The 15419-nt window shown below is 65.1% G+C and carries 13 protein-coding genes and 1 pseudogene; 5 read left to right on the top strand and 9 right to left on the bottom strand.

Going from position 1 to position 15419, the window contains the following annotated elements:
* Positions 1-6: 6 nt before the first annotated feature.
* The 5 genes from ACPXYO_RS07815 to ACPXYO_RS07795 form a co-directional block, all read right to left on the bottom strand.
* A complete protein-coding gene (locus ACPXYO_RS07815; RefSeq protein ID WP_423918548.1) occupies positions 7-2580 on the bottom strand; it encodes an ABC transporter permease in 2574 nt (857 codons plus the stop codon).
* A gap of 59 nt (positions 2581-2639) precedes the next feature.
* Positions 2640-3470 (bottom strand): ABC transporter ATP-binding protein, encoded by an 831-nt coding sequence (locus tag ACPXYO_RS07810; RefSeq protein WP_423918545.1) that lies wholly within the window; start codon positions 3468-3470, stop codon positions 2640-2642.
* A 53-nt stretch (positions 3471-3523) separates the two neighbouring features.
* Positions 3524-4252, bottom strand: a complete 729-nt coding sequence (locus ACPXYO_RS07805) for a hypothetical protein (RefSeq protein ID WP_423918542.1) — start codon at positions 4250-4252, stop codon at positions 3524-3526.
* Between the two features lie 93 nt (positions 4253-4345).
* Positions 4346-5365, bottom strand: a complete 1020-nt coding sequence (locus tag ACPXYO_RS07800; protein WP_423918539.1) for an integrase core domain-containing protein — start codon at positions 5363-5365, stop codon at positions 4346-4348.
* Positions 5366-5412: 47 nt separating this feature from the next.
* Positions 5413-5679: a hypothetical protein gene (locus tag ACPXYO_RS07795; protein WP_423918536.1), complete on the bottom strand. Its 267-nt coding sequence runs from the start codon at positions 5677-5679 to the stop codon at positions 5413-5415.
* Between the two features lie 92 nt (positions 5680-5771).
* Here ACPXYO_RS07795 and ACPXYO_RS07790 point away from each other — a divergent pair.
* The 3 genes and pseudogenes from ACPXYO_RS07790 to ACPXYO_RS07780 all read left to right on the top strand — a co-directional run.
* Positions 5772-5870: pseudogene (locus ACPXYO_RS07790) on the top strand (transposase); the annotation flags it as partial.
* A 282-nt stretch (positions 5871-6152) separates the two neighbouring features.
* Positions 6153-6287 carry a hypothetical protein gene (locus ACPXYO_RS07785; protein ID WP_423918534.1) on the top strand — a complete coding sequence of 45 codons (135 nt, stop codon included), beginning with the start codon at positions 6153-6155 and terminating at the stop codon, positions 6285-6287.
* 658 nt (positions 6288-6945) lie between these two features.
* Complete coding sequence (locus ACPXYO_RS07780; RefSeq protein WP_423918532.1) at positions 6946-7674, top strand: transposase; 729 nt, start codon at positions 6946-6948, stop codon at positions 7672-7674.
* On the opposite strand, the gene ACPXYO_RS07775 is transcribed toward ACPXYO_RS07780, so the two are convergent.
* The 3 genes from ACPXYO_RS07775 to ACPXYO_RS07765 form a co-directional block, all read right to left on the bottom strand.
* A complete protein-coding gene (locus ACPXYO_RS07775) occupies positions 7560-8078 on the bottom strand; it encodes a hypothetical protein (RefSeq protein WP_423918529.1) in 519 nt (172 codons plus the stop codon). The genes ACPXYO_RS07780 and ACPXYO_RS07775 overlap by 115 nt on opposite strands.
* Positions 8079-8320: 242 nt before the next feature.
* Positions 8321-10927: a fibronectin type III domain-containing protein gene (locus ACPXYO_RS07770; RefSeq protein ID WP_423918526.1), complete on the bottom strand. Its 2607-nt coding sequence runs from the start codon at positions 10925-10927 to the stop codon at positions 8321-8323.
* Positions 10928-11005: 78 nt separating this feature from the next.
* The gene (locus tag ACPXYO_RS07765) at positions 11006-11338 is read right to left on the bottom strand and encodes a hypothetical protein (RefSeq protein ID WP_423918523.1); all 333 of its coding nucleotides are present in this window, start codon (positions 11336-11338) and stop codon (positions 11006-11008) included.
* 125 nt (positions 11339-11463) lie between these two features.
* On the opposite strand from ACPXYO_RS07765, the gene ACPXYO_RS07760 reads away from it, so the two are divergent.
* On the top strand, positions 11464-11721 hold the full coding sequence (locus ACPXYO_RS07760) for a molybdopterin cofactor-binding domain-containing protein (protein WP_423918520.1): 258 nt from the start codon (positions 11464-11466) through the stop codon (positions 11719-11721).
* Between the two features lie 370 nt (positions 11722-12091).
* On the opposite strand, the gene ACPXYO_RS07755 is transcribed toward ACPXYO_RS07760, so the two are convergent.
* Positions 12092-12766 carry a TetR/AcrR family transcriptional regulator gene (locus tag ACPXYO_RS07755; protein WP_423918517.1) on the bottom strand — a complete coding sequence of 225 codons (675 nt, stop codon included), beginning with the start codon at positions 12764-12766 and terminating at the stop codon, positions 12092-12094.
* A 1340-nt stretch (positions 12767-14106) separates the two neighbouring features.
* On the opposite strand from ACPXYO_RS07755, the gene ACPXYO_RS07750 reads away from it, so the two are divergent.
* A complete protein-coding gene (locus ACPXYO_RS07750; RefSeq protein ID WP_423918514.1) occupies positions 14107-15390 on the top strand; it encodes a hypothetical protein in 1284 nt (427 codons plus the stop codon).
* The last annotated feature ends 29 nt before the right edge of the window (positions 15391-15419 follow it).

Genomic DNA, 15419 nt, shown 5'->3' with positions numbered 1-15419 from the left:
GGGTTCTTACTGGCGGTGGATGGCCTCAAGCACGTCGAGGCGGTTGGCCCGGCGGGCGGGGAAGACGGCGGCCATCAGCCCGGCTGCGGCCGAGACCAGCAGGTAGATCGCCAGCGTGGCCCACGGCACGGCAAGGGCAGAGATGATGTAGCCGGGGATGGCCACGGCGGCGACCAAGCCCGCAACCACCCCGGTGGCGATGCCGACCAGCCCGCCGAAGACAGCCACGATGACCCCCTCCAAGACGATCGCGCTCCAGATCTGCCATCTGTCCATGCCCACGGCTCGCAGCAGCCCCAGCTCCCGGGTCCGCTCGAACACCGACAGAGCCATGGTGTTGGAGATGCCCAGCACCGCGATCAGCAGCGCGATGACCAGGAACACGTTGATCACCGCGAGCAAGGTGTCGACCTGCGTGATCCTGCTCTCGCGGTATTGGGCCCTGTTCCGCACGTCGAGTTGCGGGTAGTCGGTGAGCGCCGCTTCCAGCGCGGCCCGAGCCTCTTGGAGACTGACCCCCGTGGTGGTGACGGCGGTGGCCAGACTGTCCTGGTCGCCGACTATGTAGCGGTCCCAGTCTTGGAGGTCGATAACCCAGGAGCTCAGCACCGAGTCCTCAGCGAACAAGGCCACCACGTTGAAGCTCGCCTCGCGCCTGCCGGGAAACTGCAGGCGTACCTGATCGCCCACCGCTAGGGCGAGTTCGTCGGCGTCATCAACGTGGACCATCACGTCGCCGGGACCGGCCCGTGCCAGGCTGCCGGACACGATGTCCGGCTCCACATGGCGGGAGAACGAGGCGAGGCTGGCGGCGGTGAGCACATGCTGCTCGCCGTCGGTGGTGCGCACCCCGCCGTTTCGGAACCGGAAGGCCTCCACCGACTCCAGCTCGGGCAACGCGGCCATCTTCCGAGTGGCCTCCGAGCTGAACTCCGACTCGCCGCTGCCGCATTCGCCGACGCACATCATCCATTCGGCCTGCACCGAGTCCTCCAACTGGTCGTACAGGGTCTGCTTGAACGACGTGCCCAGCACGGTGACCAGCGACACCATGGACAGCCCGATCATCAGCGCGGCTGCGGTGGTAGCGGTGCGGCGAGAGTTGCGGGCCGCGTTCAGCCGGGCCAAACGCCCGCTGATTGCGAACTTCCGGGCCGCGGGCCACCCCAAGAAGAGCGAGATCGGCCGGGCCATGGCCGGGCTGGCGATGTTCACGCCCAGCAGCACCAACAGCGTTCCCACGCCAAGCAGCACTACGAGCAGGAATGTCGGGGGATCGGACAGAAGGCCCACCACCAGAAGCACCAGCCCCGCCCCGCCGAACACCGATCCCATGACGATCGACCGGCCCCGGTCGTAGGGGTCGATGTCGGCGCCGTCGGCCAGCGCCGCCATGGGCGTCACCCGGCGGGCCCGCACGGCCGGCCAGATCGCGGCGATGAGGGTCACGCCGATGCCGACCACCAACGCGGCGAGGATGGTCCCCCCGTCGATGATCACATCGGTCGGCGGCATCTGAGCGCCTGCGATCCCCAGCGCGCCCACTATGGCCCTGGACACCACAACGCCGAGGCCGAACCCCACAACGGTGGCCACGACGCCCACCACCAGGGCCTCGACCGCCACCGTCTGGGCTACCTGGAGCCGGCCGGCCCCCAGCACCCGCAGCAGGCCCAGCTCTCTGACGCGCTGGTCCATGACCACAAGGAACGTGTTATAGGTGATGAACGCCGAGATGACCAGCACGATCACGGCGAACGCCAGCAACAGGTTGCGGAAAAGGTCCAAGACATCTCTGAACTCCTCTCCACGCTCATTGGTTTGCTGCTGCTGGGAGACGACCTCGATGGAGGGGCCCAGGGTGCGCTCGATGGACGCAGTCACCGCCGGCAGCGAGGCGCCCGGCGACAGCCCCACGTCGATGCGGTCGAAGCCGCCGCCGCCGTGCAGGAGCTGCCGGGCGACATCCGTGTCCCAGGCGACCCCCTGGAGCGCAATCCGGTAGTCGGGTTCCAAGAAGTAGTAGTAGCCGACCAGCTCGAACGAGTGAGTGCCGCTCGGGGTGGAGACCTGGTAGCGCTCGCCGATCTGGAAGCCGTGGTCAGCGGCGGTGTGGTGGTCCATGGCGAACTCGTCGGGCCCTGCGGGCCGGCGGCTGACGCCGTCGTCTAGCACGGAGAACGTGGCCAACGACTCGTCCTCGGGCCAGCCGCGCCCGATTTGACGGCCGAATCCGGGATCGAGGGCGTTGCCGTCGGCGTTGATAGCCACGGTTCCGAACTCGAACACCGCGCCCGAGGTCCTCTCCACCCCGTCGATCGCCTCCAACTGTTCCTTCACCGAGGGATCGAGCAGGGGCAAGTCCTCCATGAGGTCGCCCGCTTCGGACTGGGAACGGACCGAGAGGTCGACGTTCTCGTGGAGCCTCTCGGCCAAGTCATTGAAAGACGCGCGGAGGCCGTCGGTGGCGATCAGCACACCGACGGTAAGGGCCACCCCGATCACCACCGCCAGCGTGGTCATCGCAAACCGGACCTTGGCGCCCGCGATGCCGCGGACGCTGAAGCGTAGCAAGGTCATCGGACCGCTACCGAATCAGGACGCACCGGCGTGGGGGATACCCCTGACATGGCCCGACATCAATCATCCATGTCCTCCATGAATTCCAGGACTTCGTCCATCGTGGCCCCCCCGGGTGTGCTCCGGACGAAGTGGCCCACTTGCAGGATCTTGATGTAGTCGAGCATCTCCACGGCGGTGGGGTTGAGCATCTCGCCTCGGAGGCTCCCGTCACCCAAAAACACTGCCCGATCGGCGTAGGACGCCGCCTTGACGTCGTGGGTGACCATCACGACGGTCCGGCCCAGATCGTCCACCGCTTGGCGCATGAACCGCATGACATCGGTTCCAGACCGGGAGTCAAGATTGCCGCTGGGCTCATCGGCGAAGATGATCTCCGCCTTGCTGGCCAGCGCCCTTGACAACGCCACCCGCTGCTGCTGGCCGCCGGACAGCTCGTTGGGCCGGTGGGCCAAACGGTCGCCCAGGCCCATCGTGGCGATCACGCTGTCCACCCACTCCCGGTCGGGCTCACGCCGGGCCAGGTCCATTGGCAAGGTGATGTTCTCAATGGCGGTCAGCGTGGGAACCAGGTTGAAAGCCTGGAAGACGAACCCCAGCCGGTCGCGGCGCAGCCTGGTCAGCTCTCTGTCGGAGAGGGTGCTCAGATCGGTGTCGCCGATGAAGGCCTGGCCCTCGGTGAGGTCGTCGAGAGCGGCCATGCAGTGCATGAGCGTGGACTTGCCCGACCCCGACGGGCCCATGATCGCGGTGAAGCACCCTCTCTCGAAAGTGATGTCCACATTGTCGAGGGCTCGGACCTCGGTCTCGCCCGATCCGTAGATCTTGACCGCGCCCACCACCCGGGCAGCAGCAACGGACTCCGCGGGCTGGGTGGCCGCGTCACTCATGGCATCCGACGGGCGACGACCACCGTGCAGGGTCCTGGTCTGGGTGCGGTCTGTCATTGGGCATTGTTGACGGTGAGGGCGCAGGTGCCGGTCCATGCCTCGTCGGCGTCGGCGTCGACGAGGCAGCAGCCGTCGGCGTCGGTGGACACGATCCTGCCCCGCGAGTCGTACACACCGCCCAGCCGCGGGTCGTCTAGCGCGTCCGATCCTGTGCCCTCCACGGTGATGGCATACTCCGCGCCGCCCACCAGCCACGCCTGGAACCAATCCCGGTCGTCGCGGAAGTCGATCTCGCCGTCCTCGGACTCGCCCACCAGCACCGACCCCAACGTCGAGTCGTCACCCGGGTAGTCGTCCGGCGGCGGCGGCGCGTTGCCCACCTTGCTCACCGACAACCGATACGTGCCCACGCCATTGGGCCCCCTATCGACGACAGCGCCCGCGGTCAGGTCACAGGTGTCCGACACCAGCGGCGCGAACTCCACCTCTGCCTCCAGATCGCCCGACCAGCTGTTGCCGCCAGATGTGCCCGCTAACCGTATCCCGTGCTGGTCGTAGATCCTGAGGATCTTCGGATCCCACAGCGTCACCCCCGTCACCGGGCCGAACCCGATCGACACGCCAGTCTGATTGAACCGGTACGTCTTGTTCGCTGCCAGATCCACCGCGAACCAATCCGAGTCGCCGTCGACCTCGAAGTTGCCCCGCTTCGAGCCCGGGACGCTCAGCGAGCACGCCGACGCCGCGTCCTGGCCGCAGTCGTCGGGAACACCGTCGGTCACATCGTCCGCGAACAGGTTGTACGTGCCCCCCTGCCAGTCGTTCTGGACACCGACTGACGTGTGTCTGACGTGATGTCGCTTCGGCTGGGGGATTCAGCCCGCATGTTCGGGTCCTCGGGGTGGGTGGTTTCGATGGTAGGCGATGCGTTGTCGGCGGGCTCGGGCGAGGCCGTCGCGTCGGGCGGCTCGGATGGTGTCTCCTTGGCCGCGGTGTTCTTGGTCGGGGGTGAGGTAGCCGATGCCGGCGTGCAGTCGGATGGTGTTGCAGCGCTCGCGTTGGATTTCGAGCTCGGCGCGGAGCACGTCGATGTCGTCGATGAGTTCGAGGTGGGGCTGTTCGGTCTTGAGGTGCCCGAACAGGCTCTCGATCCAGGCTTGGCCGGTCGGGGTGCCGGGCCGGCCGTAGTGGGTGGCGAGCCAGCACAGCGCCATGAACTCCCGTGTCGTCCCCGAGCGCATCTGAGGGCCGTTGTCCGACATCACCAAAAGCACCGGCACTCCGTCGGAGTCGGGGTCCCATGGGGTGCTTTGGGGGTTGCGCTGTTCGATGACGTCATCGAGGCCTTCTGCGCGCAGTGCCCGGTTGAACACAGCCTGGACCTCGATGCTGGTCTCATCGGCCGAAGTGACGTCGGCGATCGGTTTGCGGGAGATCACGTCGCAGATCACCGTGGTGGCCGCCCCGGCTCGGGTCCAATGCGTCGTGTCGCAGGTCCAGATCCGGTTCGGGGCTTGCTCGACCCACGCCGGCCACGGCCTGCGAGGCGAGCGTGCATGCCGCTTGGGACCGCGAAAGCGCAGGTCGCGGCGCTCGAGCACCCGTCGCACGCCCGACGGGTCGGCCCAGAACCGACCCAGCCACGACCCCCGGTGAGCGAGCTTGCGATGCGATGAGTCGATGTCGCCCCACTCGTTGAACACCGCCACGATCCCGTCTTGCTCATCGGGGGTGAGCCCGTGGACCGCGCCCCCGACCGGCGCCGCGTCGTCGAGGCCCTCACCGCTCGCGACGCGGCCACGCCACCGCTCGAGGCGGCGCTGGGACAGCTCCAGGCGCACGCACGCCGCCCGGGTGCTCCACCCGGCCGCCTCGGCACACACGACCAAATCCATCAGCGCTGTCTTGGCGGCCGCATCCACCCGACGCGGGACCCGGCCACTCAGCCCCAACGCTCTTTTCCCTCCGCCAACGTCAACCTCACCGCCATCTCGGCCAACGCTGTGCGCAGACGCTCGACCTCGGCCCCCGCCGCCTCGGCCTCCACATCTCGCTGCTTGTCCCGCCGGCCCGGACGCGACCGCGCCAGCACATCGAGCGCGCCCTGCCGCGCCACCTCGCGCAGCTTCGCTGCCGTCGACCGGTCCACACGCGCCCGATCGGCCGCCTCGCTCACCGTGGTCTCCCCACGCACGAGCACGAGCAGCATCCAGATCCTCAACGCCCGGTCAAGAACCCTCCCATGCAGGCTGAAACCAACCGCCACCAGCGACACAAAGTCAGACGCAACACATCCCCGATGGGGAGAAGGGCGCGTTGTTGCGCCGGGAGGGCTTGTATTGGTCGTTGATCTCGGAGTGGCGCAAGCAGGCTGCTCGTACTTCTCCTGCGGCGCCAAGAACCGCTTCCTCTTCACACCAGGCTCGATACTCAACAGAACCCCTCAACGCCCGGTCAAGAACCCTCCCATGCAGGCTGAAACCAACCGCCACCAGCGACACAAACTCAGCCGCAACACATCCCCGATGGGGAGAAGGGCGCGTTGTTGCGCCGGGAGGGCTTGTATTGGTCGTTGATCTCGGAGTGGCGCAAGCAGGCTGCTGCTGGCGCGGTCGAGGGGCTCAGCAACAAGCGCGGCCGGTCCGGTCCCGACGCCGTCCCCGGGATCATCGCATTGCCGCGTTGGAGGCCGACAATGAGCGTGGCCGGCAGCGTCTGGGGACCGCCGAGAAGGTGATCGAGGCGCAGGGAAAAGTCTCGGCGCTCTCCGAAGAGCTCTCCAAGAGCGCGGACACCGATCCGAGGTCGAAGCCGTGATCGCGCCCGCCGTTGCTGAGCTCGAAGCGCACATGGCGACAACGGCGGCGTGTGCTGTGCTGGGCGTCGGGACTCGGTGCGCGATGTGGAGCTGGAACAGGCTCGGGCCGAGGCGGAGCGTCTTCGTGCGGCGTTGGCGGAGATGGCGGTGCGGCTGACGCTGTTGGAGGGAAAAGGGCATTGGGGCTGAGCGGCCGGGTCCCTGCCAGGGTGGACGCGGCCGACAAGGCAGCACTGCTGGGCCTGGTCGGGCGCGCTGAGGCCGCGGGATGGAGCACCGGTGCTGCATGCGGGGGCTTGGAGCTGTCGGTGCGTCGCGTCCAGGCCGGTCCCGGGCGACGCAGTGCCGGCGACGCCGACCCGAACCGGACTCGGCCGCGGTCATCGAGCGGCGCCGGGCAGCCCATCCCCGAGCGCTCAGCGACGACGAGCGGGCCGAGGTGCTCGAGGTCTTGCACTCGGACCGGTTCGTGGACGAGTCCCCGACCACGGTGTGGGCGACCCTGCTCGACGAGGGCCGCTACTTGGCGTCACCAGCCACGATGTACCGGCTCCTGCGAGCCGCCCATGGCACCGTGATCGAGCGCCGCCGCCAGGCCGCCCACCCTCCGAGGTCCCGCCCCGAGCTCGCCGCGCAGGCCCCCAACGACATCTGGTCATGGGACATCACCGGGCTGCGCGGCCCCGCCAACGGAACTTCTTCTGCGTCTGCGTGCTGTTGGACCTGTTCTCGCGCTACGTGCCGGGCTGGATGCTCGCCACCGTCGAGAACGCCCAGCTCGCCCGCCGCCTCATCGACGAGACCGTCGCCCGCCACGACGTCGACCCCAAGGCGTTGACGATCCATTCCGACCGAGGCGTCCCCGCCGCGAAACCAGTCGCTCAGCTGCTCGCCACCCTGGAGATCACCAGATCGGTGACCCGGCCCCGCACCCCCAACGACAACCCGTACTCCGAATCGCAGTTCCGCACCATGAAATACCGGCCACAGTTCCCCGGCAGGTTCGCCGGCATCGACGACGCCCGAGCCTTCAGCGTCGGCTTCTTCGCGATGGCACAACTACCAGCACCGCCACTCCGGCATCGGCTACCGCACTCCCGCCAGCGTCTACCACCGCACCGCCGCCGAGATCCGCCAACACCGCACCCAAGTCCTGAACCAGGCGTTCGCCGCCCACCCCGAACGCTTCGTCGCAGGCCGGCCAACCCCAACCGAACTCCCCGAGATCGTCTACATCAACCCACCCAAGAAGACCACCAGCACCCACCAAATCACCAACAAACTTGTGTCACCAAGGTTGACAGGCGCCGCGGCGCTCCAAGGCGGAGATCGACCTGCCAGTCGTCGCTGCCGGTGCTCCAGGCGCGCTCAACGACGGTGTCGTAGTTCAGCGTGGTCAGATGAGAACGCTCGCGGTCGACGAACTCCAAAAACTCGGACAGCCACTCAGCAGGATTCGGCTCGCGCACGATCTGAAGCTCGATGTCGCTGATGTGCTTCGCGATCCACTGTGTCGCTCGCTGGAACACTCCGTGAGCGGAACTGTTCTCTGAGTCGCTGCAGTAGGGCTGCGGAACGGCCGCCGAATCGAACCACGACTCCAGGTCGTCGAAACGCTCGATGCCTGACTCGACCGAAAACGGCCAGTCCTCGTCAAGCGCGGCTTCCTTGAGGCCCACCAACATCTCAGCGGTGGTCGGCATCCGCGGGTCGACCGCCTTCGAGAAGCCCGCCCCCAGCAGGAAGGTGAACCCGCTGCGTTGTTGAGATCGTGCAGCCTGCCTTGTCATGTGAGTACCTCCATGAGCACCTCGACCCAGCGGTGCTTTCTGACACTGCTTGGACAGCATCCCGCGGCCATGGCCATCGGCACACGACCCGCTCGTCGGACGGCAGGTGTCCGCTGGCGAGGACGTCCGGCTGGCCTTCAGGAGCGGCGAGGCAGCCGTGAGCCGCGGCGTCTTGCTGCGCGAGCGTCCCCGGACTGGTCACTTGTGGGTTGGCGCTGCTGAGCGGCCGACCTCGGTCGGCACTACGACAGTCGTTTGATGCTCAGCTGGTAGTGACCCCCTTCGAGCGACAATTTGTGGCCTTTGAACATGTCCGTGGCCCTGTATTCGCTGCTGTGCCCGCTCAAGTTGATGTTGTAGAGGTTCGTTATGCCGGCCACGACGATGTAGTAGTCGCCGGTCGTGGGAACTGTGAATTCCAGGCGTTTTGTGAAGGGAACTTGGGTGCCCGGCACGATTGACAGGCCGTTGTCTCGCACCACTCCCATCAGCTGCAGACCTGACGGGAAGCTTCTGTGCACGCGCGGATTGCGGGAGATGATTTGGTCGAATATTTCTCGGCTTTCCAGGGTGATCTCGTATCTTCTGCCGCTTCTCAGATATGTATCGAACCAGTCGTGATCGTTCTCCGCCCCGATCCCAAGACGGTCGCCAAACCCAGCCTCCCTGTACTCGCGGCTCTTCCAGGTTTGGATGACGCCGCCGACGGAAGCGCCGCTGAATCCCGGATCGTAGAATACGAATGATGTTGTATCCCCTGGCGTGTTGGGCTCGTCTTGACGGGATCCAAGATTCCCGCTGCCTCGCACTGAGTACTGTTGGGGGTCCGTAAAGAGCTGAGTTCGACTCACTCTGTACAAGTTGACCGCGTAGCTGCCCGTCAGGGCCAGTTCACTGCCGACACCCACGAAGTACTCGCGGCTGCGCCCCGGGGTCAGCGTCATCACAGCATCGACGAACGCACCGTTCGGGTAGTGGGGTTGCAGGGGCCGGATGTGCTCCGCACTTGCCTGATCAATTTCGCCCTGCCGGTTCAGGGACAATCGCCTGAAGTAGTCCACGTAGCCGATCCCAGCCCTGCGCAATCCTTGGTCCCGGTTGGCGGTGAAGGGAATCTTTGTGCCGCTGCCGGTGTACAAGCCCACGATCTGCGGGTCTTTCACCGCGTGGGCTTGGGTGTTGTCTCCGAAGACTTCGCTCGTGACGGCGATCACGTACTCGTTGCCGACGAGCAGCGTGGGCGTTCTGTACCAGTCGACGTCCTGGCTGCGTTCGATGTTGCCTTCCGCACGGAATACCGGCCTTTCGATGTTGGTGTATCCAACAGCGCCGCCGGCTTCCTCGAATGCGCAGGTGGTGTTCGTGCCGGCCCTGCAGTCGTCGGCCTTGGGGGCGACGGTGACGGTGTAGGTGCCCGTCGCGCCGCCGCTGCCGCCGACTTCGACGTAGATCGTGATCACCCGCTTGTAACGGGTGGGGCTGCCCTCGGTGGTGTCGAGGCTGCCGGACGACCCGGGGTTCAGTGCGTACGCGGTGTTGATGTCGACGGTGGTCGCCGCAGGGGATAAGACAATCAATTCGAGGTTGGGGTGGTGCCACTTGAGTTGGGCCGTGCTGCCCAGCTTGGCGTCGCCGCTGCCGCCGTCCACGGTCGCGGTGTACATGGTGTTGGTCGCCAGTCGCATCTTGAACACGTCGACGTCGCCCGCCGTCTCGATGCTGCCGCTCTTGGGCGTGCCGATCGCGATCGTGCAGCTCGTTCCCGTGCCGCTGGAGCAGTCGTCCGAGTTCTGCCTCGGGGTTACGCCGGTCTTCGGGGTGATGGTGGATCGAGGCCCCCTCGCCGATCTCTGAGGGGCACCTGTCTCCGCGGTGCTGGAGTCATCCCCCGAATCGCCAGTCTCCTTAGTCTCCTCAGAGCCACCTGAGTCATCGGAGTCCTCGGTTGCGCCAGAGTCGACGGGAGCATCGTCGGGCTGGGCGGGTGTGTCGACGTTGAGATAGCCGGACTGGTCGCTGAGCCCTTGGGCGTTGCGGGCCTTGACGCGGTAGACGTACCTGGTGGAAGGACTCGTCTGGGTGTCGGTGTAGGACGCGTCGGCCGACCCGGTGTCGTCGACGACGACTTCGAACTCGGGCGCGCCGCTGCCGTCTCCATAGTCGTCGCCGTCGCGGTTGCGCCTGAGCACCTGATAGCCCGTGATCGAGGAATCGACGGGGTCGTCCCAGCTCAACGTGACGCTGTCATGGGAAACCGAATCGTCGCTCAGACCCGTCGGACTGGCCGGCACGGTGACTGCCGGAGGCGGATCGTTGGCGCTGTCGGGTCCCGGGATGCGGGCCTCGATCTCGTCGGCGTTGGTCAGGGGCTGGTCGTCGGAGGTGCAGATCGCGCCGAGATCCTCACATGACGCGGTGACTCTCAAGGTGACGATGACGTTCTCGCCGGTGGGGTCGCCGTTGTCGTCGACCGAGGGCGCGATGGTGATGTTCCAGCGGTCGTCGTGGCCGGCGGCCACGCGGCTCGCCGACGCGACGGTGCCGCCGGCGACCAAGAGCGCGTCGTCGCGCAGAGTCTCATAGCTCAAAAGAGGCTCGACGGTGAACTTCAGAGTGAGGCTGAACTCGGTGCCGTCGTGGGAGGTGGGCACGTCCTCGAACAAAGCGGTCAACGGCGTGGTGCCGTGCGCGCCCGGAGCCGTCAGCATCGCCGCGACCAGAGCCAGCACCAGCGCAACCGCGAAGCGCCGCCGGCCGGTCCCACGGCACGCCCGCGTACTCACATCGGTCCGGGCTCCGGCGTGGGTGGGCTTGCGGCGCTCAACGAGGGGCCAAGGGGGATTCACCATTCATCTCTCCAGAAATACCGAAAAGGGCTTAGGACGCCCTGAGAATGTAACAGCATGTCACTCAGGCGTAACATACTGTTACTCTGAAGTGGCGGCGAGGTTCCTCTCGACTGTTCCGCGGCCGGCACCGCATGCTCCCCAGACATCGGGCTCGACCGCAAGAGTGGTGAAGCTGAAACGGTGGTTGGCGACAGCTTCGTAGGCCTTCAAGCGTCGCGGGTTCCAGCGGGAGAGGTCACCCGCCATCTCGGTGGCTCCGATGACTGCCGCCTCGGGCGTTTGCGCGACATACCGATCCGCGTCTGCGGGGGAGGCGCAGGAATCGAGCAACGCCTCGATCAGGGCGCGCCGGCGATCAGGACCGGGCTGGTGCCAGTGCGGTATGCCGTGAGCGGGCAGCGTGGTCGTCACCGTGCCAGCAGCAATGGCGGGCAGCTGTCGTGTGAGGCGCCAGTCCGCGTCGTCGGCGGCCGCGAGCTCGGCCGGTGCGGGGGTCCGGTCTCGCGACGACGGCCGCCGGGCAGCCGCCGGCCGACATGCGCTCCACAAAGACGACATCCCGACCCGTGCCGCCCACCGTTGTCGATGGCCAAGCCCGAGGGGGTGTTGCGCAAGGAGTCGGCGCCCAGTTAAGCGAAAGCCAATGTCGCGACGAATACGCCGACCTCATGACCGTGACTCACATGGGCTGCCTCATCCCCACCGCGATGGAGATCCCCGACATTGAGATCGTCCGCCTCGTGACACTCACTGATGGCGAGAACGATGCCGCGGGGCAGGTGAGGGAGCGATGATCGGGGCACCCGCCGCACTCAGGAACGCTGTGTCCGACGCGCTCGTGGGAGAGGTCGCCGAGCAGTGGCTGCCGCCCTTCGGGATTCTCGAACACGCGGGCGTCGTCGAACGCCGAAACCGTGCTTTGCGGCGGACCCAGTCGACTTGCGTCCCGAGCCCGTCCCGAACTGTCACGCAGCTGCCGGCGCCAACGCGTCAAGTGTGACCCGGGACAGCACACGGATTCGTGCCAGCAGGTGCGGCAGCAATCTCGGCGGAAGTCGCACCGGATATCCGGCTCCTCGTCCACTGCCGCCCGGAGTCAAGCAAGCTGACCGCGCGAGACCCACGGCACACCGCTCCGACAATCCCTCAGGGTGGCTCAGGTCATCAGCGGGAACTACGTGCGGGCGGCCCGGCCAGTGGCGTGACGATCGTGTCGAAGTAGTTGTGCACGAGTTCCTCCAGGTATTCGAGCCGCTTCTGCAATGCGACCGGTCCGCGGCCGAGGATCTCACGCTTGATCGCGAATCGACCAAGCACGCCCATCACCACTCCCGTGAGGGCCACGAGCCGCTCGGCGGCCTCATCATCAAGGGCATCGTCCGCGAACGTCACGTCTAGGTTGAAGGCCTCACGCGAGCGAGACGTATAACGACGCTGGTGTTCCTCGCCGATGCTGCGGAACGGCCTGTAGCTGTCCAACAGCGTGAGGTACCGGTGGGCATCGCTGTTGTGCTCGAAATGCGTGATCAGCGACCCGAGCGCGGCCCTGGCGGCCTCGACTGGCCCCGCTCCCGCGGGCACTGCCCCCCGGGCCTTGGTAGCCAGCTTCGTGATCATCCGCCCGGCAACCTCGAAGGCCAACTCGTCGCGCCCCTCGAAGTAGCGATAGAACGTGGTCCGAGTCACGCCGACGTGCCGAGCAATGTCGATGACGGTCGTGGCCGCGATGCCGCGCTCAAGAAACAACGCCTCGGCCGCATCGATGATCTCGGATCTGCGACTCGAAGATTCGCCCGCACGCTCGGCGCGATGTCGCGCAAGACCACCGCGTTCGGCCATGCTTCTCGCCTCGCCCCTCCATAACAGAATACCTCAACCGCCGACCCGCATGTGGGGGCCGGAAGGGACGTGCGCGTATTTCAATCAACTTCCGTTACCACAGGTCAGTGACCTGCTTAGAGGCTGCGCCAATAGGTGACGGCGCTTTCGGCGCATCTTGCGGAAGCCGTGAATGGCGTCAGCGAACCCGCAGGTCAGGGCGTTGCAAGCCCCGCGGTTAAGTCGAGCGCTTCCGCAGGTCAGCGCCTATTGGCGCAGCCTCTAAGTCTCTTTTCATTTTTCCCGCGTCCATCTAAAGGTGGTTTCTTGTGCAGCCAAACGGATTTCGAGTTTACCGGGATTGCCGTGGCCAATTGACGTGGACATATAGGTTGGTCGCGAGGTGATGGGTTGAGCCTCCTGTGCGAGCGTGGTGTTTGAGAGAACAACCACGACGACTGGAGGCTCGATGTCTCACGCCAATGCTCGCTTGACGCCCGCTGGGCGTCGGTTGTCGGTCCAACAAATCGAGCCGGCACGACTCAACCGACGCTGAAGCTGCCGCGGAGGCTCCAAGGCTCGCCGCGCGAGCCAACGAAACCCGCGCGAGCCCTGCCGGAGCAAGACCGCACCACCGACAGCGTCGAAGCCTGCTGGGACACGCGCTATAGGGGACCAGCGGTTGATGACAGACTGCCGCAGAAGGCCGAGCACTACTGCAGCAGAGGCAAGCCTCACAGCGTCTGGGGCTCACCACGCTGGGCGAGTCCCAGACTGAGGGCCTCAAGCGCGTCGATTGTCTTGCTGGCGTAGTTTCGAGCCGGGAAGCGGCTCGCTGCTGCGATGACAGCGTCGAGACGTTGCTGAATCGGGCATCTCGAATGGGGCGCTCCCATTCGCAACGCGCACAGACCTTCTGTAGGACGGCCTCCGATCAAATTGGACCGGTACGTTCGTCTCGATAAGGTACCAAGCGGACGAGCCAAGTTTGCAAGCGGCTATTGCGACCGCCAGTACCATTTGCACGGTGAGTGCCTCGCCGGGGGGCTGGATTAGTTTGCGTGGGAGGATAAAGGTTGATGACTCGAATCCACGACGAGTGCTTCAAATACGCTAGCGCAAACCAATACGTCCTGGTCCGGTACGCTCAGGGAGATTGGCAAACTCGCGATGCGGAATTGATGCTGTATCTAGGGGTTCCTAGGAAACCGCCTCTAGTGGGTGTAGGACTGACTGAGCGGGCCGTCAACTGCCTGCGGAGTGTGGATCGGGAAACCCGAAATGTCACCCCTACTATCTCACGCGCAGGGGCAATGATGCGGGTCGCTGTTGGCAGAGACGACATCCCTTGTGCTGCCTTCGTGCCAGGTGACGATGCTCCCGAGTTACAGGCCTATTTGCGTTGGCCCGAATCTGTCACCCATCCTGCTTTTTCACAGGCACTGCTGGACTTCAAGGGCGGTATACTGCCCACGCGCGACGCAGGCTCCTCCCGTATGGTTCTCATCGTGAAAACGAAGAGAGAAATCGCTGTAACAGCTCGGTTGCGAAGATTTTTCCGCTTTTACCTGGCCCCTCTGCGCGCTGGTGATGTGGACACTTTCGGTTTGATTTCAGCTTTCTTCGATAACCACGATGAACCGCTTGTAATCCGGACACCGCTCTTCGACGATGAGTTGACCCACAATTTCTTGCAAGTGCTGTCGTCGGACTCGTTCGACATATACTTCTTTGACGAATACAATCGGATTTTAGTTGGCTTCCGTGCCGAGAACCCGGATGCCGCTCGCTTTCGACACTATGTGAACACGATCCGATTCGTGCCGGGTACCCTGGAGTTCGCCCGTCAGTTCGACGACGACATGATCTTGTGGTTTGGGACTCGGTCAACAGCCGAAGACGATGCCTCCCTCAGAATCAACCTGCTTGAGATGCCGACTGTTGACAACTTGCAGGAACAAGGCCAGGACTCTCCGGGCGATTTGAATGAACCTGACATTGAGATAGGGCTGCATCGGGCCTTCAACCATGACGATGTCTTCCGGAACCCAGTACGAGCAGACAACGGACGAGAATTCGTGGACGTGCTTGTGGCCACTAAAGGGACTGTGCTGCTGATTCAGGCCAAGGACAGCCCGGTCACCGAGGCGAGCCTTGAACGTAGCATTGATCGCAAGAAGGCCACTACCGACAAGCATGTCAAGAAGGCTGCCGCCCAACTGAAGGGATCGATCAACCACCTCCGATCTGGCAGCTCGATCGACATCATCACAGATGGGCAACCCTGCGAACTCTCCAGTTCCGGTCGCGAGGTCTTCGGCCTCGTGATCGTCAAGGAACTATTTGGTCCGGAACGGTCGGCCTGCAGTCGACTAGTCCTCTCCGTTTTCGAAAAGACTGACGTTCCCTGTCTACTTCTTGACTACATGGAGTTCCAAGAGCTGACGCACTTCCGACCCACCGAGGAGAGTCTCGTGGGCACGCTTAAGCAAATGTTCGCAGCCGCACGCGAGCATGGTTTGTTCCCGCGCTCACGCTTTGGCTTGGTTGCGGATGGGCCGACGATGCACTCGCTACCGGACGTTGCCGCCAGCTGGCGAAATTCGCCTCCGTCAGCGTCGGGGACTGCCGCAACTGCGGGTTGAGCCTTCCAAGACTAACTACATCTCGAAGA

Source organism: Candidatus Poriferisodalis sp. (assembly GCF_965237655.1).
Taxonomy (GTDB): Bacteria; Actinomycetota; Acidimicrobiia; order Acidimicrobiales; family Poriferisodalaceae; genus Poriferisodalis.
The sequence above is the reverse complement of the archived record's forward strand: the minus strand, read 5'-3'. Positions and strand labels throughout refer to the sequence as shown.